The sequence below is a fragment of the Heliomarina sp. genome, from assembly GCF_052826185.1.
In genome coordinates this window covers 168373-189047 of sequence record NZ_JBRBUI010000017.1, presented here as the reverse complement: position 1 = coordinate 189047, position 20675 = coordinate 168373, and the positions used below count along the sequence as shown (strand labels likewise).

General features: G+C 61.3%; 13 protein-coding genes. 7 read left to right on the top strand and 6 right to left on the bottom strand.

Going from position 1 to position 20675, the window contains the following annotated elements; translation table 11 throughout:
- Positions 1–31: 31 nt before the first annotated feature.
- Positions 32–1540 (top strand): YifB family Mg chelatase-like AAA ATPase, encoded by a 1509-nt coding sequence (locus tag ACU0FH_RS06215; protein ID WP_446193830.1) that lies wholly within the window; start codon positions 32–34, stop codon positions 1538–1540.
- On the opposite strand, the gene gshB is transcribed toward ACU0FH_RS06215, so the two are convergent.
- The 3 genes from gshB to rsmI form a co-directional block, all read right to left on the bottom strand.
- Positions 1537–2472, bottom strand: a complete 936-nt coding sequence (gene gshB, locus ACU0FH_RS06210; protein WP_446193829.1) for a glutathione synthase — start codon at positions 2470–2472, stop codon at positions 1537–1539. The genes ACU0FH_RS06215 and gshB overlap by 4 nt on opposite strands.
- 64 nt (positions 2473–2536) lie before the next feature.
- Positions 2537–2908: a YraN family protein gene (locus ACU0FH_RS06205; RefSeq protein WP_446193828.1), complete on the bottom strand. Its 372-nt coding sequence runs from the start codon at positions 2906–2908 to the stop codon at positions 2537–2539.
- A gap of 1 nt (position 2909) precedes the next feature.
- Entirely contained in the window at positions 2910–3767 is an 858-nt protein-coding gene (rsmI, locus tag ACU0FH_RS06200; RefSeq protein ID WP_446193827.1) for a 16S rRNA (cytidine(1402)-2'-O)-methyltransferase, read from the bottom strand.
- Between the two features lie 85 nt (positions 3768–3852).
- Between rsmI and ACU0FH_RS06195 the strand changes: the two genes are divergently transcribed.
- From ACU0FH_RS06195 to murJ, 3 genes are all read left to right on the top strand, one after another.
- Positions 3853–5028 (top strand): penicillin-binding protein activator, encoded by a 1176-nt coding sequence (locus ACU0FH_RS06195; RefSeq protein ID WP_238370769.1) that lies wholly within the window; start codon positions 3853–3855, stop codon positions 5026–5028.
- Positions 4988–7816 carry a [protein-PII] uridylyltransferase gene (locus tag ACU0FH_RS06190; RefSeq protein ID WP_446193826.1) on the top strand — a complete coding sequence of 943 codons (2829 nt, stop codon included), beginning with the start codon at positions 4988–4990 and terminating at the stop codon, positions 7814–7816. The genes ACU0FH_RS06195 and ACU0FH_RS06190 overlap by 41 nt, the downstream gene beginning before the upstream one ends.
- A gap of 98 nt (positions 7817–7914) precedes the next feature.
- On the top strand, positions 7915–9456 hold the full coding sequence (gene murJ / locus ACU0FH_RS06185) for a murein biosynthesis integral membrane protein MurJ (protein WP_446193825.1): 1542 nt from the start codon (positions 7915–7917) through the stop codon (positions 9454–9456).
- 257 nt (positions 9457–9713) lie between these two features.
- Here murJ and ACU0FH_RS06180 read toward each other — a convergent pair whose 3' ends face one another.
- Positions 9714–10403: a rhomboid family intramembrane serine protease gene (locus tag ACU0FH_RS06180; protein ID WP_446193824.1), complete on the bottom strand. Its 690-nt coding sequence runs from the start codon at positions 10401–10403 to the stop codon at positions 9714–9716.
- An 89-nt stretch (positions 10404–10492) separates the two neighbouring features.
- Here ACU0FH_RS06180 and trpS point away from each other — a divergent pair, with 89 nt between their 5' ends.
- From trpS to ACU0FH_RS06165, 3 genes are all read left to right on the top strand, one after another.
- Positions 10493–11515 (top strand): tryptophan--tRNA ligase, encoded by a 1023-nt coding sequence (gene trpS / locus ACU0FH_RS06175; protein WP_446193823.1) that lies wholly within the window; start codon positions 10493–10495, stop codon positions 11513–11515.
- A gap of 434 nt (positions 11516–11949) precedes the next feature.
- Positions 11950–12492, top strand: a complete 543-nt coding sequence (locus tag ACU0FH_RS06170) for a VPLPA-CTERM sorting domain-containing protein (RefSeq protein WP_446193822.1) — start codon at positions 11950–11952, stop codon at positions 12490–12492.
- Between the two features lie 141 nt (positions 12493–12633).
- Positions 12634–13494, top strand: coding sequence for a branched-chain amino acid aminotransferase (locus ACU0FH_RS06165; protein ID WP_446193821.1), 861 nt, complete (start codon positions 12634–12636; stop codon positions 13492–13494).
- Between the two features lie 307 nt (positions 13495–13801).
- Here ACU0FH_RS06165 and ACU0FH_RS06160 read toward each other — a convergent pair whose 3' ends face one another.
- Together ACU0FH_RS06160 and ACU0FH_RS06155 are read right to left on the bottom strand one after the other, a co-directional pair.
- Positions 13802–16951, bottom strand: a complete 3150-nt coding sequence (locus ACU0FH_RS06160; RefSeq protein WP_446193820.1) for a hypothetical protein — start codon at positions 16949–16951, stop codon at positions 13802–13804.
- A gap of 37 nt (positions 16952–16988) precedes the next feature.
- Positions 16989–20531 (bottom strand): hypothetical protein, encoded by a 3543-nt coding sequence (locus ACU0FH_RS06155; protein WP_446193819.1) that lies wholly within the window; start codon positions 20529–20531, stop codon positions 16989–16991.
- Positions 20532–20675: the final 144 nt, after the last annotated feature.

Genomic DNA, 20675 nt, shown 5'->3' with positions numbered 1-20675 from the left:
CATGAGTTGTTAACCAATCCGGGACAAACTCATGGTGGCGCAAGCCTATTCGGTCGCGTTTCAGGGCATCGACGCCAAACTGGTCGAGGTTCAGTGCGCTGTCGTGCCCGGCTTGCCCGCTTTTTCCATCGTCGGCCTGCCGGACAAGGCAATCTCAGAGGCGCGTGACCGGGTCCGCAGCGCGCTCAGTGCAATGGCCATCGCCCTGCCGTCCAAGCGTATCACGGTAAACCTTTCGCCCGCCGATCTGCCCAAGGAAGGCAGCCATTTCGACCTGCCCATCGCGCTGGCCCTGCTGGTTGCCCTGCAGATCCTGCCCGCCGATGCGGTCGAAGATATCGTGGCCCTAGGAGAGCTGTCACTCGATGCGACGTTGGTCCCGGTGATAGGCGCCCTGCCTGCGGCGCTCACCGCCGCCGAGGAAAACCGCACCCTGCTGTGCCCCCGCGCCTCAGGAGCCGAAGCAGCATGGGTAAGCGCGACCCGCGTCATCGCCGCCGACAGTCTTGGTGAGGTCGTGCGCCATCTGACCGGTCAGCGCCCGCTCGACCCTGCCGAGCCGGGCGAAGTATCGCAGACCGCCTTTGGGCCTGACCTGAAAGAGGTGAAAGGCCAGGAACGTGCCAAACGTGCGCTCGAAATCGCCGCCGCCGGGCGTCACCACCTTATTATGGTCGGCACACCCGGATCGGGAAAATCGATGCTGGCGGCAAGGATACCGGGCATCCTGCCCCCGCTTACCCCGGGCGAAGCGCTGGAGACCTCAATGATCCAGTCACTCTGCGGTATGCTGGACGCGGGCGGTATCAACCGCGCCCGCCCTTTCCGCGATCCGCATCACACCGCCTCGATGGCCGCGATTGTCGGCGGAGGCCGCAATGCGCGCCCCGGCGAAATCAGCCTTGCTCATAACGGCGTGCTGTTCATGGACGAATTTCCCGAATTCCCCCGGTCCGTGCTGGAAACCCTGCGCCAGCCGATCGAGACCGGAGAGGTGATCGTCTCGCGCGCCAACGCCCATGTGAAGTACCCCTGCAAATTCATGCTGGTCGCCGCCGCGAACCCCTGCAAATGCGGTTATCTTAGCGATCCCGAGCGCGCTTGTTCGCGTGTGCCGCAATGTGGCGAGGACTATCTTGGCCGGATTTCCGGACCGCTGATGGACCGCTTCGATCTTCGGGTCGAGGTGCCGCCGGTGCGTTTCACCGACCTCGACCTGCCTGCCAACGGTGAAAGTTCGGCAACTGTCGCCGCTCGCGTAAAGGCGGCACGGGAAATTCAGGGTCAGCGCTTTGCCGATCACCCCACAATCCGCCAGAACGCGGATATACAGGGCGATCTGCTAGAGAGCGTCGCAACACCCGATGCCGAGGGCCGGGCGCTTTTAACCCGCGTGGCCGAACGTTTCGGCCTGTCAGCGCGCGGCTATCACCGGGTTCTGCGTACGGCCAGAACAATCGCCGACCTTGCGCAAGAGCCCGAAGTGCAACGTGACCACGTCGCCGAAGCCATCAGTTTTCGGCTCTCCACAAAGACCTAGGCGCAGCGCGCCTCGATAGCTTCCCAAATCTTGGCGGCCACATTGATCCCGTCGAACCTTTCCAGTTCCTGAATTCCGGTCGGCGAGGTCACGTTGATCTCGGTCAGGTAATTGCCGATCACGTCGATACCGACGAAAATCTGCCCCTTCTCGCGCAACAGCGGTCCGATCGCCGCGCAGATTTCACGGTCGCGGTCGCTCAGCGCGATCTTTTCCGGACGTCCACCCACATGCATGTTCGACCTTGTCTCACCCTTGGCGGGTACCCGGTTGATCGCGCCCACCGGCTCACCGTCGACAAGGATCACACGCTTGTCGCCATTGCTCACATCCGGCAGGAATTTCTGCACGATAAGCGGTTCGCGCGAAAAGCCTGTGAACAGCTCGTGCAGCGACGACAGGTTACGATCATTCTCGTCCAGCCGGAACACCCCGGCGCCACCGTTGCCGTAGAGCGGCTTTAGGATGATGTCCCCGTGTTTCGCCTTGAATGCCTTGATAACTTCAAGATCCCGCGCGATGGTCGTAGGCGGCGTGAGGTCGGGGAAATCCAGCACCAGCAGCTTTTCGGGATAGTTGCGCACCCAGAACGGGTCATTCACCACCAGCGTTTCGCCTTTCAGCCGATCCAGCAGATGGGTCGCGGTGATGTAATGCATGTCAAAGGGCGGATCCTGCCGCAGCCAGACCACGTCGAAATCACCCAGATCCACGGTCCGGCGCTCGCCCAGCACAGCCGGGTCGCCATCGATCCGCTGCACGGTCATGTCATGGCCCCGGGCGGTTACCCGGCCCTCTTCGAACGCAAGGTGATCGGGGCTGTAGTAAAAAAGTTCATGCCCGCGCGCCTGTGCCTCTTCGGCAAGGCGGAAACTGCTGTCGGCGTTGATGTTGACCTCGGTGATCGGGTCCATCTGGAACGCGATTTTCATGGGCACTTCCCCTGTTAGACTGCTCCGAATACATGGCGCGTCTCAGCAGGAGGTGCAATGGCGTTCAGAACGCGCCAAAGGCGTTTTCGATGATTTCAAACTGACCCTGCGCATCGACAAGCGCCACGTCAAAGCGCGACGGCGTCATTTGCCCGAGAGGCTGGGTGCCGAGAAACTGCGCCGCGCTGGCATAGATCCGTTCCATCTGGCGGCGGCTGAGCCTCTCGGCGGCACGGGCAATCGTGCAGGATTTCTTGACTTCGACAAAGATGATTTCGTCGCCCCGCTGCGCGATCAGGTCGATTTCCCCGGCCTTGCCGCGCCAGCGGCGCCGGGCGAGCGCGAAACCGCGGCGCTCGTAGTCCTGCGCGATCCTGTTTTCCGCCGATATCCCCGAGGCATGAGCGACCCGTCCGCGAATCTGCAACTGGTTCATGTCACTTCTTTCCCATGTTGAGCGCCATCTGGTAGACCTTGCGACGCGGGACATCGTGCAATCGGGCCACCAGATCCGCCGCGTCGCGGACCGAATGTTCCCCGAGCGCCCTTTGCAGATCCTCTTCTATGTCAGTTTCACTAATTTTCTCCGAACGCGCCCGGTCCACCAGCAGAACCACCTCGCCTTTCAGGCTTGCCCCGGCCAGTTCGGTCGCGAGTTCGCCGAGCGTGGCGCGGCGCACCTCCTCGAATTTCTTGGTCAATTCCCGGCACATGGCGGCCTGTCGTTCGCTGCCGAGTTCTTCGACCATGTCGGCAAGGCTTGCCGAAACCCGCTTGGGTGATTCATAAAATACCAGCGTGCCGGGGATATTCTTCAGCGCTTCGAGCCGTTTCTTCCGGGCCGTAGAGCTATTGGGCAGGAAACCGCCAAAGAAAAAAGCATCCGTCGGCAGGCCACCAAGCGTCAGCGCGCTCAGCAACGCCGATGGCCCCGGTGCGGTCGTCACAAGGTGCCCGGCTTCGGCGGCGGCCCGGCTCAACTCGTAGCCGGGATCGGCGATCAATGGCATGCCCGCCTCCGAGGCATAGGCAAGCGACCGGCCCTCGGCCAGCTCGCTCAAGAGCCGCTCCTCCACGCCTTTGCCGCTGTGATCGTGATAGGCGATGATCCGGCGCCCGTTCAGCGGCACGCCGTGGATTTCCATGAGGTGACGCAGGCTGCGGGTGTCTTCGGCGGCGATCACATCGGCCGAGGCCAGGACATCCAGCGCCCGCAGCGTGATGTCGCGGGCCGTGCCGATTGGGGTGGCGACAAAATACAACCCTGGCGCCAAACTTACCGTTCTGTAATTCAACTCTGGACCCGCCTTGGATGAAGTCTATTATCCCCACCAAGTGAGGTGCGGAGCCAATCCGCCGTTTCGAGGGAGAGACAAGACCATGTTCGCCGTTTTTGCCGGGGCCCGCAAGGCAGCCCTTCTTTGTGTAACCTTGGCTGCCGGCCTTGTTCTTTCCGCTTGTGACACCGCCGGTGTCGGCTCTGGCGGTCCGCGGATCGATACCTCGGCCCCGGTGCCCGTCGCGCTGCTCGTGCCGCGCGGGTCGGCCCAGTCGGGCGATGCGATCCTTGCGCAAAGCCTTGAAAACGCGGCACGTCTTGCGATTTCGGACCTGAACGGCGTGCAGGTTGACCTGCGGGTCTACGATACCGCCGGAAATGCGGCGACCGCGGCGAATGTCGCCAATCAGGCGGTGGACGACGGCGCCAAGATCATCCTCGGGCCGGTCTATGCGGAATCCGCCAACGCGGTTGGTCTTGCGGTTGCCAATCGCGACGTCAACGTGCTCAGCTTTTCGAACAACCCGACAATCGCGGGCGGCAACGTCTTCATCCTCGGGCCGACCTTCGACAACACGGCCTCGCGGCTGGCCAATTACGCGGCCCGTCAGGGCAAGCGCAACGTGCTCGTGGTGCATGGCAGCGACCTTGCCGAGCAGGCCGGGCGTGACGCGGTACAAAGAGCGCTTTCGCGGTCGGCCGCATCCTCGGTCGGTACCGTCGCCTACGAACAGTCGCAACAGGGCGTAATCGCGGCGATCCCGCGCATCAAGAGCGAGATCGAGAGCACCGGCGCGGATGCGATGTTTCTCACGGCAAATACCGCCGGGGCGCTGCCGCTTCTGACGCAGCTTCTGCCCGAGGCAGGCGTCTCCAGCCCTGCTACCCAGTTCATCGGCCTGACCCGTTGGGATATTCCATCGCAGACGCTGGAACTGCCCGGTGTGCAGGGGGGCTGGTTCGCGCTGCCCGATCCGGTGAAATCCGATCAGTTCCGCGCCCGCTATACGTCCTCGTTCGGCAATGCTCCGCACCCGATCGGCAGCCTTGCCTACGACGGGATAGCCGCCATCGGTGCGCTCGTCGGTTCCGGCAACCCGAATGCGCTGAGCGGTGCAAGCCTGACACAGGGCGCGGGTTTCCAAGGTGTTGGCGGTATCTTCAGACTATTGCCTGATGGTACGAACCAGCGCGGCCTGGCGGTCGCGACGATTCAGAACAGACAGGTTGTTGTAGTTGACCCAGCCCCGGCAAGTTTCTCAGGCGCTGGCCTCTAGCGCCGCGCAGGTTGCAAATTCGGCCCCCGTTGAAACCGGGGCGCTGATCTGCGACCCCAAGGACATATTCGACAAAGACAGCATCATTGCCCGCATCGACGAACTTGCGGGCAATGGTTTTGAGCCGGGCAAATTCCGTAACGAGGTCGTGCGTATTCTGCGTGACGCGAATGAAACTGGCCGCGCCGCCATCGCCACCGCTTTCGAGGCCAGCCCGTTCGAGGCGCGCCCCCTCACCCGATCCTATTCCCATCTGACCGACGGGCTTGTGACCACGGCGCTCTACGTGGCGCAGACCCATCTGCATCCGATCTCCAACCCGACCTCGGGCGAAAAGATCGCGCTGATCGGGGTGGGCGGCTATGGACGGGGCGAAATGGCACCATTCTCGGATGTCGACCTGCTGTTCCTGACGCCCTACAAGATCACCGCCTGGGCCGAGAGCGTCATTGAATCGATGCTCTACATTCTCTGGGATCTCAAGCTGAAGGTCGGTCATTCCAGCCGCACGATCCGCGACTGCATCCGCCTCGGCTCCGATGATTTCACCATCCGCACGGCTCTGCTCGAACATCGCTTCCTTGCGGGGGACCGGGCGCTTTACGACAACCTTGATCGTCGGCTGAAAAAAGACCTGTTCTCATCAGGAGAGCGGGAATTCACCGAGGCCAAGCTGGAAGAGCGCGACAGGCGCCACCTGCGGCAGGGTGAACGCTATATGGTCGAACCCAATGTCAAAGAGGGCAAGGGCGGGCTGCGCGACCTGCAATCGCTGTTCTGGATCGCCAAGTACCTCCACAATGTGGAACGCAGTTCAGATTTGGTTTCACTCGGCATGTTCCGCCCCAGCGAATATGACCGTTTCATCCGGGCCGAGGATTTCCTCTGGGCCGTGCGCTCGCACATGCATCTGGTGACCGGGCGCGCGACCGAGCAGCTGACCTTTGACCTTCAGGTCGATGTGGCCGAGCGGATGGGCTACAAGGACAAGGCCGGGCGGCGCGGTGTCGAAATCTTCATGCAGGAGTATTTCCGCCATGCCACGGCGGTGGGCGACCTGACCCGCATCTTCCTGACCAAACTCGAGGCGCTGCACGTCAAGTCCGAACCCCTGCTCGAGCGGATCTTCCGGCGCAAGCGCAAGGTCAAACCCGGCTATGTGATGATCAACAACCGGCTGGCGGTCGAAGACCCGGATCAATTCCTGACCGACAAGCTGAACCTGCTGCGTCTGTTCGAGGAAGCGCTGCGCACCGGCATGCTGATCCATCCGGACGCGATGCGGCTGGTCACGGCCAATCTCGACCTGATTGACGACGAGATGCGCAACAACAAGGAAGCGCGGCAGATTTTCATGGGCCTGCTCCTGCGCCACGGCAATCCGGAACGCGCCCTGCGCCGGATGAACGAACTTGGCGTGTTGTCCGCTTTCCTCCCCGAATTCGAACCCATCGTCGCGATGATGCAGTTCAACATGTATCACAGCTATACGGTGGACGAGCATACCATCCAGTGCATCGCCAACCTTGCCCAGATCGAAAAGGGCGAACTGGTCGAAAGCCTGCCCATCGTCACCGGCATTCTCAAGGACGGGGTGAACCGCAAGATCCTCTATACGGCTCTGCTGCTGCATGACATCGGCAAGGGCCGCCCAGAGGATCATTCGATCCTTGGCGCGCAGATCGCGCGCAAGGTTGCGCCACGTCTGGGGTTGAACAAACAGGACAGTGAAACGGTGGAATGGCTTGTGCGCTATCACCTGTTGATGTCGGACATGGCCCAGAAACGCGATATCGCCGATCCGCGCACGGTGCGCGACTTCGCCAAGGCCGTGCAGACCGTCAAACGGCTCGACCTGCTGACGGTGCTCACGGTCTGCGATATCCGGGGTGTTGGGCCGAATGTCTGGAACAACTGGAAAGCGACGCTGATCCGCAGCCTCTATCGCCAGACCCGCCGCGCGCTGGAAACCGGGATGGAGGATCTCAACCGCGAGAACCGCGGTGCCGAGGCGCGCAAGGCGCTGCGCGAGGCCCTGCCCGACTGGTCGAAATCAGCGCTCAAACTGGCAACCAGCCGTCACTACCCGCCCTACTGGCAGGGGCTGCATACCACGGCGCATGTCGATTTCGCGCGTATGCTGCGCGAACTGGAATCATTGCACGATCCGAGCAAAATCCTCATCAACCTGCACCCGGACGAAGATCGCGATGCGACCCGGGCCTGTTTCGTGATGGCCGATCACCCGGGCATCTTCGCCCGCCTGGCCGGGGCGCTGGCACTGGTCGGAGCGAACGTGGTCGATGCGCGCAGCTATACGACCAAGGACGGGTACGTCACCGACGCCTACTGGATACAGGACAGCGACGGCAAACCCTATGAGACGTCGCGCCTGCCGCGCCTGACCCAGATGATCGAAAAGACCCTGCGCGGCGAGGTTCTCGCCCGCGAGGCGCTCAAGTCCAAGGACAAGATCAAGAAGCGCGAAAAGGCCTTTGACGTGCCGACCCATATCACCTTCGACAACGAAGGCTCGGATATCTACACGATCATCGAGGTCGACACCCGCGACCGGCCCGGCCTGCTCTACGATCTGGCGCGCACATTGGCCGGGGCGAATGTCTATATCGCCAATGCGGTTATCGCGACCTTTGGTGAACAGGTGGTGGACACCTTCTATGTCAAGGACATGTTCGGCCTGAAATACCATTCTGAATCCAAGCAGCGCTCGCTTGAGGCCAAGCTGCGCCATGCGATCATCGAAGGTGTCGAACGGGCCGACAAGTAACGCAGCCCTTACGAGAGACCGGCTTTCCCTGCGCCCGGAAAGCCGGTAATCTGGCCCGAACAGACCCCGCAAGGGGCGCCCTTTTCTACAGGCAAACCATGAAACCGATCCGCTTGATGTCCGGCTTTCTGACCGTCGGCGTCTGGACCCTGCTCAGCCGTATCCTCGGCTTTGTGCGCGATGCGATGATCCTCGCCTTTCTGGGCACGGGACCGCTCTATGAGGCCTATGTGGTGGCCTTTCGCCTGCCCAACATGTTCCGCCGCTTCTTTGCCGAGGGCGCGTTCAACATGGCCTTTGTGCCGATGTTCTCCAAGCGTCTGGAATCGGGCAGTGACGCGCAGGATTTCGCAGAGCAGGCCCTGGCCGGTCTAGCCAGCATCCTGATCGTGCTGACGCTGATCGCCCAGGCAGCCATGCCTTGGCTGATCCTTGCGTTGGCCAGCGGCTTTGCCGGAGAGGAAACCTTTGATCTGTCGGTGGAATTCGCACGGATCACCTTTCCCTACATCCTTTTCGTGTCGATCGCCGCGCTGCTCTCGGGCGTGCTGAACGCCACCGGGCGCTTTGCCGCCGCTGCCGCCGCGCCGGTGCTGCTGAACGTCATCCTCATCACCGCCATGGCCCTGACCGCATGGGCCGGGGCCGATGTGGCCCGCGCGCTGATCTGGGGCATTCCGGTCGCAGGCGTCGCGCAGATGGTGCTGGTCTGGGTCGCCGCCCGCCGCGCCGGTTTCCCGCTGCGCCTGCGTCGACCGCGTCTCTCGCCCGAGCTGGGACGGCTGGTGCGGGTCGCCGTGCCAGCCGCGCTGGCCGGGGGCGTCGTGCAGGTGAACCTGCTCGTCGGACAACAGGTGGCCAGCTATTTCGACCGGGCCGTGGGCTGGCTGTATGCGGCGGACCGGCTCTACCAGCTGCCGCTGGGCGTGGTGGGCATTGCCATAGGCGTGGTGCTTTTGCCCGACCTTTCCCGCCGCCTTGCCGCCAAGGACGATGCCGGCGGGCGGGCCGCGCTCAGCCGGGCTGCCGAAGTGTCGCTGGCGCTCACCATCCCCTCGGCCGTGGCGCTGATTGTGATCCCGCTGCCGCTCGTGTCGGTCCTGTTTCAGCGGGGCGAGGCGACCTATGCGGACAGCACCGCCATTGCCAGCGCGGTTGCGATCTATGGTCTGGGCCTGCCCGCTTTCGTTCTGCAAAAGATCCTGCAACCGCTCTATTTCGCGCGTGAAGACACCCGCTCGCCCTTTCGCTATGCCGTTGTTTCGATGGTGATAAACGCGGTGGCGGCGCTGGGTCTTGCGCCGATTGTCGGCTGGCTGGCGCCTGCCATTGCCACGACGCTGGCGGGCTGGGCGATGGTTGTGCTGCTGATGCGAGGCGCGCGGGACATGGGTGACGTGGCGCGGTTCGACGCGCGGTTTCACACGCGGCTCTGGCGGATCTGCCTTGCTGCCGCGCTGATGGGCGCGGCGCTCTGGGGCGGGGCCGAACTGCTGGAACCCTATCTGTTCACCGCTGGCTGGCGCTATCTTGCGCTGGCCGGGCTGGTGGTGTTTGGCATCGTCCTGTTCTTTGCCATCGCACAGGCAATTGGCGGCGTAAAACTCTCGGATTTCAAGCGAACGCTTACAAGACGCTAATACGCTGGAACCTTTTCGATCACGCGGGCGTTAGTGGTCAAATCATGGCTGCGGCGACACATCTGCCTGGCCCCAAAAGGAGAGATTACATGCGTTCCATCATCTATATCGTCGGGCTTGTCGTCGTAGTTCTGGCCATTTTGTCCTTTATCGGACTGGCCTGATCTGGCCCTGATACCAATAGTTTAGTACCCCTCGAGTTATCATACGCTCAAATTAATCAGTTCGCCGCCGCTTCCTCCGGGAATGCGGCGGTTTTACTTTTCCTGCCGCAGTTTCGCGAGGATCTTTGCCCAGCCGCCGGGCACCAGCAGGAAGGACAGCATGAAGCCCGTTGCAAAGCCCGCCAGATCGGCGACCCAATCCTTGGAAACCTCGAAGAACAGGGCGAAAATCAACTGGATCCCCATCAGGAAACCGATCAACGTAAAGGCCCGGAACTGGTTTTCCCCGACCAGCGACATCTTGCGCCAGAGCAGCCATGTAAAGGCTCCGATTAGCCCGTAAACCGGCGGAAACGACCCGATCAGCGGCAGCGCCCCGTCGGTCAGCACAGTATAGGCCAGCGCGCCGACGATGGCCGAAATGAAATAGACCGCGAGAAAGGCAATGGGGCCAAAGACTTCGGCGACCATCTTGCCCATCGCCAGCATCATGACCCCGGCAAAGATCGTCTGCGTGAAACTCACATGGATGAAGGGGTAGCTGACAAAGCGGATCAGGTGTTCCGCAGGCCATTGCCCGGTGTCCCACATCCAGCGCAGGATTTCGCCCGAAAACCCATAGCGTTGCAACGCGGTCAGCCGCCAGCCAACCGCCGAGGGTCCGCCGGCCAGCCCGTTGCTTCCGGCCTGAAAATACAGCTCGATTGCCAGAAGGACGAGGAACAGCGCAACCACGACCGGTGGCAGCGGATTGACCGCATTGTTGGGATTGGATGGGGTCATGGGTAAGGCTCCTGTCCGGCTTCTTGACGCCGCTTTGGTGCATGGGTAAGCGAGGCGGGCCGAGTTTTCCAGCCGGGAGTGTCAAAGACATGAGCGAAACGACCTTTACGCCACGGGTTTTCTCCGGGATCCAGCCATCGGGCAACCTGCATCTGGGCAATTATCTGGGCGCGCTCAAGCGGTTCGTCGATACCCAGAACGCGGGCAGCGCCGAGACGGTTTATTGCATGGTCGATCTGCACGCGATCACGGTCTGGCAATCCCCGGCGGATCTCAAGCGTCAGACGCGCGAGCTTTGCGCCGGTTTCATCGCCGCCGGGATCGACCCGACGAAATCCATCCTCATCAACCAGAGCCAGGTGCCGGAGCATGCGCAGCTTGCTTGGATCTTCAACTGTGTCGCGCGGATGGGCTGGATGGGCCGCATGACCCAGTGGAAAGACAAGGCGGGCAAGAATGCCGAGGCGGCTTCGCTGGGGCTTTTCGCCTACCCCGCGCTGATGGCAGCGGACATCCTGATCTATCACGCGACCCATGTGCCGGTCGGCGAGGACCAGAAACAGCATATCGAGCTGACCCGCGACATCGCCACCAAGTTCAACCATGACTATGAGGTCGATTTCTTCCCGATCACCGAGCCGGTCATCGAGGGCGCCGCGACGCGGGTCATGTCCCTGCGCGACGGCACCAAGAAGATGAGCAAATCGGACCCGTCGGACGCCAGCCGGATCAACCTGACCGACGATGCGGACACCATCGCCAAGAAGATCCGCAAGGCCAAGACCGACCCCGAGGCGCTCCCCTCCGAGGCAGCGGGGCTGGAGAACCGCCCGGATGCGCGCAACCTCGTGAACATCTATGCGGGCCTGTCCGATCAGAGCGTCGATCAGGTGCTGGCCGAGGTTGGCGGGATGCAGTTCGGCACCTTCAAACCGATGCTGGCGGAACTGGCCGTGTCGCGGCTTTCGCCGATCACGACCGAGATGTCGCGGCTGATGGACGACCAGTCCGAGATCGACCGCATCCTTGCCCAGGGGGCCGAACGGGCACGGGCGATTGCCAGCCCTATCCTGCAGAAAACCTATGACATCGTGGGTATGGTCGGCGCCTGACGCCCGACCGTACCGTTCTGTCAAACCGAAAGCTTTTAACTGGTTAAAGCGGTGGTTTTGGCCACGCGCGGCAACCCGCTTACGTTGAATCGCACAACCATAAGTAGCCAAAATTTCGCCACATTTCAGGTTTTCGCCACATTTCGTCGGAGAGAATCACCCGTCGAAAAACCGCAAGAAACCTGCGTTTACCCGACGTTTGTTTCCATTTTGTCAATGATCACGCAAAGCAAAGAGTTGTTCACAGTATTCGGAAACAATTTAAACGTGTTAGCCACCGTTGCATTGCAGGAAAAGTGGCAAAATCTTGGCGAATAGGCGGTTTTTTGCGATAAAATCGTTGAAGCGCCCCTGCCTAATTTGTTAACAGAGTACGACGATCTGCGCTGTGTTGTATCTGGTAGGTCGGGTAACAAGGAAATGGGAAAATAGATATGATCGAAAAAATTAAAATGCTGGGCCTCGCCACAGCTTTCGCCGTTGCGGCGCCCCTCGCGGCATCCGCAGCGACTATTTCGGGCCAAATCGATATCGGCGGCACCGTGAACCTCGACAACTCTGACTTCATGGCCGGCGATGCTGGCGTTGCAGACGTCGACCTGAACGACCCGGGTTTCGTCGTAATCGGCACCGAGTCCTTTGCTGGCCTGTTCCTTGGCCAGTCGGTTTCGCTGTTTGACATCGACTTCGATGCACCCGGCGTGATCTGGGAAGTGGCAAACTTTGTCTTCACGGCAACCTCCTTTGCCATCGACACGGCTGAAAACGCTTTCACCGCTGTTGGCACGATCTCGGACACCGATGGTGTGCTGGAAGACGGTGCTGGCTTCATGCAGTTCACCACGCAGAACGGTCAAACTCTCGTATCGTTCTCCTCGACCACGACCACTCCGGTTCCGGTTCCGGCCGCTGGCCTGATGCTGATCACCGGTCTGGGCGGTCTGGCAGCTGCACGTCGTCGTCGCAAAGCCGCCTGATCTTTCCGATCAGACAAGAATTTCTGAAAGAGCCCCGTTATCGGGGCTCTTTCTTTTTGCGCCATCGGTCTGGCCCCGCGCTCTGGACCTTGCCCCCGCTTCGCCCGTACAGTCCGCCCGAAGCAGACGGGAGAGAGCAAGATGGCCACCGGCAAAAACATCCGCACCTATTTCAACGGCACATGGCATGACGGGGACGCGCCGATCATGCGGGCGGCGGATCATGGCGCCTGGCTTGGGTCTTCGGTCTTTGACGGCGCGCGGTACGTCAACGGGCTGACCCCCGATCTTGAACCCCATTGCGCACGGGTGAACCGCTCGGCCGAGGCGCTGATGCTGACCCCGACCGTCTCGGTCGAGGAGATGATGGCGATCACCCACGAGGGTCTTTCCGCCTATGACAAGGGCAGCGCTGTCTATATCCGCCCGATGTATTGGGGCATCGACGGGGACGAGACCGCGATCATCCCGCAGGGCGAGACAGGCTTTGCGCTCTGCCTCGAAGAGATCCCGATGGCCCCCGAGACCGCCAGCGCCACCCTGACCCGGACCCGTTTCCGCCGTCCCGTGCAAGAGGACGCGGTGGTCAATGCCAAGGCGGGCTGCCTTTACCCGAACAATGCCCGGATGCTGGCCGAAGCGCGACGCAAGGGGTTCAGCAACGCGCTGGTGGCCGATGCGATGGGCAATGTCGCCGAAACCGCCACGGCCAATGTCTTCATGGCGCGGGACGGAGAGGTTTTCACCCCGATTGCGAATGGCACATTTCTGGCCGGGATCACCCGTGCGCGACATATGTCGAACATGCGGGCCGAGGGGATGGTGGTGCATGAAACCGTGCTGACATTCGAAGATTTTGACACGGCGGACGAGGTTTTCCTTTCCGGCAACATGAACAAGGTCACGCCGGTCAGCGCCTTTGACGACCGCCAGTACCAGATCGGGCCGATCACGCGAAAAGTGCGCGACATGTACTGGGACTGGGCGAGCTCGGTAAAGTAAGGCGCAGATTTCGGCGCGCGGAGGGTCTATCGCGCGTCGGTTAATTTGGGATTTCCTTGACGTGCGGGCTGGAGCCGCAAGCGAGATACGCACCACCTAACGTGCTGTTATTTAACCGTATTGCAGCCAGGCATGTCTATTGAACAGGCTTTCGGAAAGCGGCGCGAACCTTGCGGCAGGTGGGGCGTCAGACCCCTGCGGCGGCATTCCGAAAAAGCAATCACTCGCCGAAAACGGGGGGCACCTGATGTACACCCCCTGTACACCCCCCGTGCATCGGAGGGGCACCGCTGGAGGCGGTTTACGCTCAGGCGACCAGCGCGGGATAGCTGCGGATCACCTTGATATTGTCGCTCGTAACCCTCGCCCCAGCGCGCGCCATCGTGGCAAAGATCGCGGCGGCATCGGCCATCGGCTTGTGCGCCGAGCTGCCCGTGGCGGCCATCGGCTGGTAGGCGGCAAAGGCCTCGCCAAGGCGGTCGAGGTAGTCGTTGATCTCGAGCTGCTTGTCGAGAATCCGCTGCACATCGTCCGGGATCTGCGGCACCGGCGCGTTATCATCCGGGGGGCCGTCCTCAGCGGCTTTTTCGCGGGCAGCCTTGAAGGCCGAGGTGTCATCCCAGCCGGGGTTCTGCGCGATAACCCCGAGCAACCGGTCGATGGCCGGGGTTGAAAGGCTGCCTTCGGCGAGCGGCGGCTGGGCTGACTTGGCGGCAGCGGCCTTGAAACTGGTCCAGACGGAAAGATCCAGCGCCGGATCGCCGGGCGCCCATTTGTTGTCTTTCTTGTATTCGACGGCCATGACGACCGGATCGTCGGCGAGTTCGTTTTCGAGATAGGCGACGAGACGGACGCAGATGTCCTGATCATTCTGGATCGCGGCGACGGTCAGACCGGTTGCCTTGATTGCCTGTTTCGCGGCGGTGTCGTTCATCATCGCCGCACCATAAGCGATGCAGCACTTGGCCAGCGTCGAGTTCAGCCGCAGCGCCTTGCGGGCCTTTTTGCGGTTGCCGGGGTTGGAGCGGGCCTCTTTATAGACCTTCCAGCCGTTCTTGATGACGGCCTCTTTCTGCATCTTGTAGCCGTAGTTCACGACGGCCGAGGCCATGCTGGCACCGGCGGATACACCGGCGGCCGCGCCGGTCGGGTCGAACATCTTGGCCACTTCGGCAGAGGCCTTGAGCGCCGAGAGGATCGCGACAATCGCTGCCTGCGAAAGGTGAATGCGCGCATTGCGAACGGCGTTATGGATCGCCGCCGCTGCCCCGCCCTGCCCGGCCATCGCGACGTCCATGCTGTCGCACCATGTGTTGTGAACCTCGACACATTTAACGAGGAGATAGATGTCACGGGCGAGCGCTTGGGCTGAAGCGGCGGCGCTCGCCCCCGGCACGAGGGCAGAGATAACGCCAGCCGCGCCGCCCGACAGGCTGTTAATCAGCGCGACCTTGGCCCGGAGCGCCGCCGTGTTGGCCATCGCCCGGTCGATCGCGGCCTGTGCCTCGATCACCTCTTCGGGGGTGCGGTCGGTCAGGCCCGGATCTGGGAAGGCCTTGGAATACTGGGCCTCGAAGTCGCCCATCGCGCCATCGATATCCTCCATCATCGCCTTGATGACTTCGGGATCCATTGCCTTTTCAAGCTCTTCCTCAGCCTCTTTCTGCTGCGCGCCTTCGACCTCGGTGCTGATCATGCTTTCCAGCAGTTTCTGGCTTTCCTCGCTCATCGGCGGGACCTTGGCCTTCATCTGGCCGATGGCGACGCCTTCGGTGGATCCGATGGATTTCTGCAGCGCCTCGAGCGTGGCCGCAGATCCCTTGTCCTGACCCGACTCCTGATCGCTGCCGGTGGTTTCCGTATGGGAGCCGACGACCGGGGCCTCCTCGCTTGCGCGGCGCGCGCCTTCGACGCTGTCCACGTCTTCGCGGACCGCGTCATAGATGACCTCTGAGGTGGCACCAAAGACGGTGGCGACGGCCATGCCGCCAAGCAGCATCCCGACTGTTTTCATGTCGCCGCGCTTGACTGCCTCGTAGATCGCAACACCGTTACCCGCCTGCGAAATCGCCAGTTTCAACGCGCTGGCAAGCTGCGCGAATTCGGCCTTGGCATCCGTGTCGGCCTGTTTCTGAGCTTTCTGCTCCTCTTCGCTGGCGTTCTTGTCGACCGTGTTGATCTGCGAGGCCGCGGCGGTGATCGAGCTGGCAACGCAGGTGGCAAGATCCCCGACCGCCTTCGCGATCATCAGGGCGCGTTTGGCCTCGTCCGGTTCTTTCCAGATCGCGTGGACCGCCGGCACCAGACGCGCGGCGGTGAATCCAGCCTGAAGCGAACAGGTGACGCAGGTGATCAGTCCAGCCTCGGACTTGCCGTTATCGCTGGAACCCGCGAGGATCGAGGTGGAGGCCGCCGAAATCGCCATGCCCTGCGCGATTTCCAGACCCTTGCCGACGGTCTTGGTCCATTTCGTCCAGTTGTCCTGATCCTTGGGGGCGTAGTGGTGTTCGACCCCAAGCTCGACGAGGGAAATACCGCCGTTCAACAGCGCGGTGCCCGCGTCGATGTATTTCGGGATGTTCTGCAATTCGCGGACCTGCTGGTCCTTAGCGTCGATCTGGGTCTGGAGCGCCGAGGTATCGGCGTTGGGATCCGCCTTGAGCAGCTGCTCTTTTTCCAGTTTCAGGTCATTCATTTCCTGTTGCTTGCCAGCGACTTCGACGGAATTGGCCATGGTGAAGGACCCGGAGACGATAGCGCCGGTCACGGTTACGGTTTCCTTGGCGATGCGCAAGCCAAAGGCCCAGGCGTCCTGGGTTTTGGTATGGGTCTTGCTATAAGCGTCGATCCTGTCTGCATAGAGTTTTTGTGCACCCTTGAAGGCAATCGCATGTTCCGAGAAATCGTCGGGTACCATGTTGTCGGGGATCAGCCCCGAGCGGACCATCGGCGTCCAGAGTTCGTTGCGGATTTCCTCGTCAGAGAATAGCCGTTCGCCGTTTTCATCCAGCTGCATCTGCATGGACTTCTGAAGGTTCAGGATCTGGGTAAAGCTGTCGTGCAGCTTTTTCAGCTGGCCCGGGTCGATGTTCAGGACGGAATCGTCGATATCGTCGACCGTGTCGACCTCGACATCGGCGCGGAGTTCGTATTTCGACAGGATGCTCTTGTTCGTATCCTCGTCGGTGGCGCGCCAGATCAGGTCCTGCGTGTTGCTGGTGCCCGCGATTTTGCGCCAGAGCGCCTTGACCGCGTTGGGATCGTCCTGCCGCTGGATGACAATCTTTTGCGCCTCGTCGATGTCGTCATGCAGGTCGCCCAGCGCCTTCCGGATCGTGTCGTTCAGGATCGCCTGCTTTTTCTCGTCCTGTACCGCCTGAGCGGATATGGCATTCGCGTCGATCTTCTTGCCTGCGACCCAACCTACCCATTCGATCTGCTGTTCACTCAAAGCCATCTGTTTTCCTCGCTTAACTGGTTATTGCCCGGGTCGATCAGACCGGCTTGAGTTTCGTCAGGACCATCACATCAAAGCTGTGCATCGCCCCAAGGAAGGGGGCCCAGCTTTTGATGGAGAAGGGATTGTTGCGATAGACGCCCAGCGCCGGGTGGCTGTCTATCTGCTGGCGGATACGCCTGATTTCGGCGAGCGCCTTTTCGCGGACAGTGGCCAGCGCCGCTTTGCGGGCGGCGGCATCATCCGTGATCCGCAGGGCATTGGTGGCCTCTTGCGGGAGGCTGGCATTGAGCGTCAGGATCTGGTCGAAATTGCCCGTGGTGATGAGATCGAGCGTCTTGGCGGCGGCCTCGGCGGCGTCGCGGATTTCGGTCGTCTGGCGGTCGGCCTCGGTCTGATCCATCCCGTCTTGGGGTTCGACCGTGGTCTCGGCCGCCTTTTTGCGGATTTCGGCCGCGACGGCGGCGGCCTCTTTGCTGACATCGGCAAATTTCGATTTCAGCGCGCTTTCCCACTTGGCGAAATCGACCCCTTCGCCCTTGCCGGCCGCAATATTGCTAAGGTTGCTTACCTCTTCCTTGAGCTGGGCGGCCTGCACCTTGAGCTGGCGAAGCTGGTCGGCGGCGTCGACGGGATCCTTGTTCTTTTTCAGCACATCGAGCTGGGATTTCAGTGCCTTTTCCACATCCATGTATTCTTCATAGGTGGCCAGCGTGCGCTTGCTGTCCTTGAGGATCTTTTTCACCTTGTCCAGATCGTCTTCGATTGTCTTGGTGTCGGCCCCAACCGCTGTCTGGGCGGTGGTGATCTTGTCCTGCCCCGCGCCTTCGGTCTTGAGGAAAGCGGCGAGTTTTTTGATGGCTGCCATGCTGTCGAGCGTGCCCAGTTCAGTCAGCTTGTCCTGCATGTCCTGCTTGATCTTGGTCACATCGATGCGCGCGCCTTCGATCCCGGTGCCGGATTTGGTTTCCAGCTTGGTGCGGGCAGCCTTGATCCGGTCCTTGAACAGCCCTTCGAGCCCGTCCTTTTTCAGCGCAGGCGAGATCTTGTCGAGGTTGGTTTTCATCTCCGCGATCAACGGGGCGAGTTCGGCCGTATCCCCCGGTGCGGCAACATAGGTCCCTTGAAGCGACCCGGGTGCACCGTCGACGATTTCCTGAAGCTTTTGAACGAGGTTCGGCTTGTCGCCCCGGCGGCCATTGCGCAGGGTTGACTCCACCTGTTCGACAAGCTTCTCGACCTCTTCAAAGTCCTTCTTGAGCTTTTCCGCGTTGGTCTTGTGGTTGGTCAGATCGGTGTGGAAGACATCAACGCGGCGCTTTGCCTCGGCGGGCAGAAGATCGCGTTTGTAGCTGTCCTTGAAACTGTCGAACTTGGTGCGGGTTTCAAAGAAGCCGTCGGGAATCCAGGTGGCGAAAAGCTTGTCGGCGATCAGCGTGTCGCATTTGATGACCGTCTTTCTGACGTGCTCGTAATCGTCGCTTCCCGCCGAAATGGCCGCGAAATCGGCCTCGGCTTTGGCGGTTGCCTCGTTGATTGCCTCGACGCAATCGGGCGCCGAACTGTTTGCCAGCATTTCCAGCATATTGGCCTGTTGCAGCAGGTTTTGCATCGCTTCGCGCGGGATCTTGTGATCGCCGCGCCGGTCCACCGTGCCGTCATGCTTGGTCTGGATTTCATAGTAATGGGTCGTGCCGTCCTTTTCGAGGATCAGCAGCTTGTCCTCGGGGACGGAATCGAGCTGGGATTCCTGCAGTTCCTTAGTGTTATAGATGTCGAGCAGACCGCCGATCAGCTTGTTGCGGGCGGCCTTGGCCTTGTCGCGTGTCAGCATGTCGCCGACCTGCGGGTTGAAGGCGGAAATCTCTGCGTTCAGCTTCTTTTCATAGGCATCGACCGCTTCGCCGATCCGGGTGAAATCGCGCAGCGGCGCGTCCTTGGCCAGTTCCTTGTCGTAAACGCCCTGCACCCGGTTCAGCAGCGTGCGCAGCGCGTTGTCCGCATCGCCGCCCTGCCCCCAGAACCGGTCAAGTTTCACGGAGAGCTCGGTGAGACGTCTGGCGATCTTTTCTTCGTCCGAGGGGACCTTGGCGACGGGGTCGGGCAGCGCGGAGCGGGCGGCATTGTCGATTTTGGCATGCAGCGCCACGGTGCGGTCGATGGCATATTGCGCCTTGTCCAGTGCCCCGGCGCGGGCGAATTTCTCGGCCTCGTCCAGCATCGCCATAAGCGTCACATGCTGGGTTTCGTTCAGATAGGTGAGGTCGGATTCATTCGGGAACAGCTTGGCGTCGAGGCGCAGGCGATGGCGTTCGTTGTCGTACTGCGCGCGCAGGTTGTCGATCTGGCCCGGCAGCATCTTGGTGGGATCGTTCTTGTCCTTGCCACCAAGGATCAGGATCTCGCTCGGGTCGCGCGACAGGTCTGTCAGCGGGTTTGGCATGTTGTCCTGCATGGCCTGCGCGGGATCGTCGGACCAAACCAGAAGCTCGCTTCGGGCCTCGTCGATCTTGGCGGTGCGCAGGACAAGCTGGTCTTCGTAGGCCTTCAGCTGGCTCTTGCGGGTTTCGAGCTGCTCTATCCGCTCTTTGACTTCACGGTATTCCTTGGCGGCCTCGCGCTTGGCCGAGGGGGTCTCGGCGTTTGCATGCGCGTCTTTCAGCTCGTCCACCTTGTCCTTGAGCGCGGTGAGCAGCGTGTCGAGCCGGGCGGTGTTGTCGGTGATGATGTTGAGCCGCTCGACCTCGCGCTTGGCGACGTCGTCATTGCCGGTGACGAGTTCGGACAGCTTTTCGCGGGCGCTCCCGCCAATGACCGCGAGCAGGTCTTTTTCGATACCGCCCAGATCGTCGCGCAGATCAGACACGATGGCATCGGAGCGGTCCACGTAGGCTGCGCTGTTGCCAGCGTTTTCCGGCTTTTTGGCCGCTGTCAGCAGGTCGTCGAGCCGGGTCATCGCGGACTTGCAGGCATCGCCATGCTGCTTGAGCAGGTTGATGCGTTTCTGGTCCTCGACATCATCGGGCAGAGGCATCTTGACCACCTTGTCGTTCAGCATGCCCGCGCTTTTGAACTGCGACAGCGCGCCAATGTCGCGCTTACGGGTAAAGAGCACGCCGACCGCGCCGCTTTGAAGGCTGGGCGGGGTATCGGGGACGCGCTTTTTCAACTGGTTCAGGTTGAAGATAAGGATGTCGAGCGCGTTGCGCCCGGTGACAAAACCGGGGTTGTTCGCATCGGCGCTGACCACGGTCACGTTGATCTGCACGCATTCGCGGTTATAGGCGTCGTATTCCTTGCCCGCCCGCGAGACCCGGTCGAAGAACAGCTTAGCCGCGTCGGTCAGACCGTCCTTGGGCGAGCTGCGCTGAAGCTGGCGGGAGGTTTCGAGGCTGGCGGCGATTTCGGCCAGCAGGGCATCGGCCTCGGCCTTCTTTTCGAGATAGGCCTCGTATTCGGCCGTGACCCGGTTGTTGTAATCGATTTCCTTCTTTTTCTTGCCTTTGAAGATCTTTGGATTAGGTACCACATGGAGATAGGTGGCCAGAAATTTGAGCTGCACCAAAGACAGATCCGACATACCAACAGTCCTCCCGCGGTCTTAAAAAGGCTTGATAAGGCGGAAAAATTGACGCGCCGCCGTATCCGCGCGCAGTGTTTCCGCGACGGAAGGTCGAGTCAACTTGCATATCTGACGCGCGGCATTTTTCCCCGAATGCGTGTT

Excerpts from the sequence above, each read along its gene's own strand:
- ACU0FH_RS06170 (WP_446193822.1), top strand. The coding sequence starts at position 11,950 with ATGATCGAAAAAATTAAAATGCTGGGCCTCGCCACAGCTTTCGCCGTT.
- ACU0FH_RS06205 (WP_446193828.1), bottom strand. The coding sequence starts at position 2,908 with ATGAACCAGTTGCAGATTCGCGGACGGGTCGCTCATGCCTCGGGGATA.
- murJ (WP_446193825.1), top strand. The coding sequence starts at position 7,915 with ATGAAACCGATCCGCTTGATGTCCGGCTTTCTGACCGTCGGCGTCTGG.
- ACU0FH_RS06180 (WP_446193824.1), bottom strand. The coding sequence starts at position 10,403 with ATGACCCCATCCAATCCCAACAATGCGGTCAATCCGCTGCCACCGGTC.
- ACU0FH_RS06195 (WP_238370769.1), top strand. The coding sequence starts at position 3,853 with ATGTTCGCCGTTTTTGCCGGGGCCCGCAAGGCAGCCCTTCTTTGTGTA.
- ACU0FH_RS06155 (WP_446193819.1), bottom strand. The coding sequence starts at position 20,531 with ATGTCGGATCTGTCTTTGGTGCAGCTCAAATTTCTGGCCACCTATCTC.
- ACU0FH_RS06215 (WP_446193830.1), top strand. The coding sequence starts at position 32 with ATGGTGGCGCAAGCCTATTCGGTCGCGTTTCAGGGCATCGACGCCAAA.
- ACU0FH_RS06160 (WP_446193820.1), bottom strand. The coding sequence starts at position 16,951 with ATGGCTTTGAGTGAACAGCAGATCGAATGGGTAGGTTGGGTCGCAGGC.
- gshB (WP_446193829.1), bottom strand. The coding sequence starts at position 2,472 with ATGAAAATCGCGTTCCAGATGGACCCGATCACCGAGGTCAACATCAAC.
- trpS (WP_446193823.1), top strand. The coding sequence starts at position 10,493 with ATGAGCGAAACGACCTTTACGCCACGGGTTTTCTCCGGGATCCAGCCA.
- ACU0FH_RS06165 (WP_446193821.1), top strand. The coding sequence starts at position 12,634 with ATGGCCACCGGCAAAAACATCCGCACCTATTTCAACGGCACATGGCAT.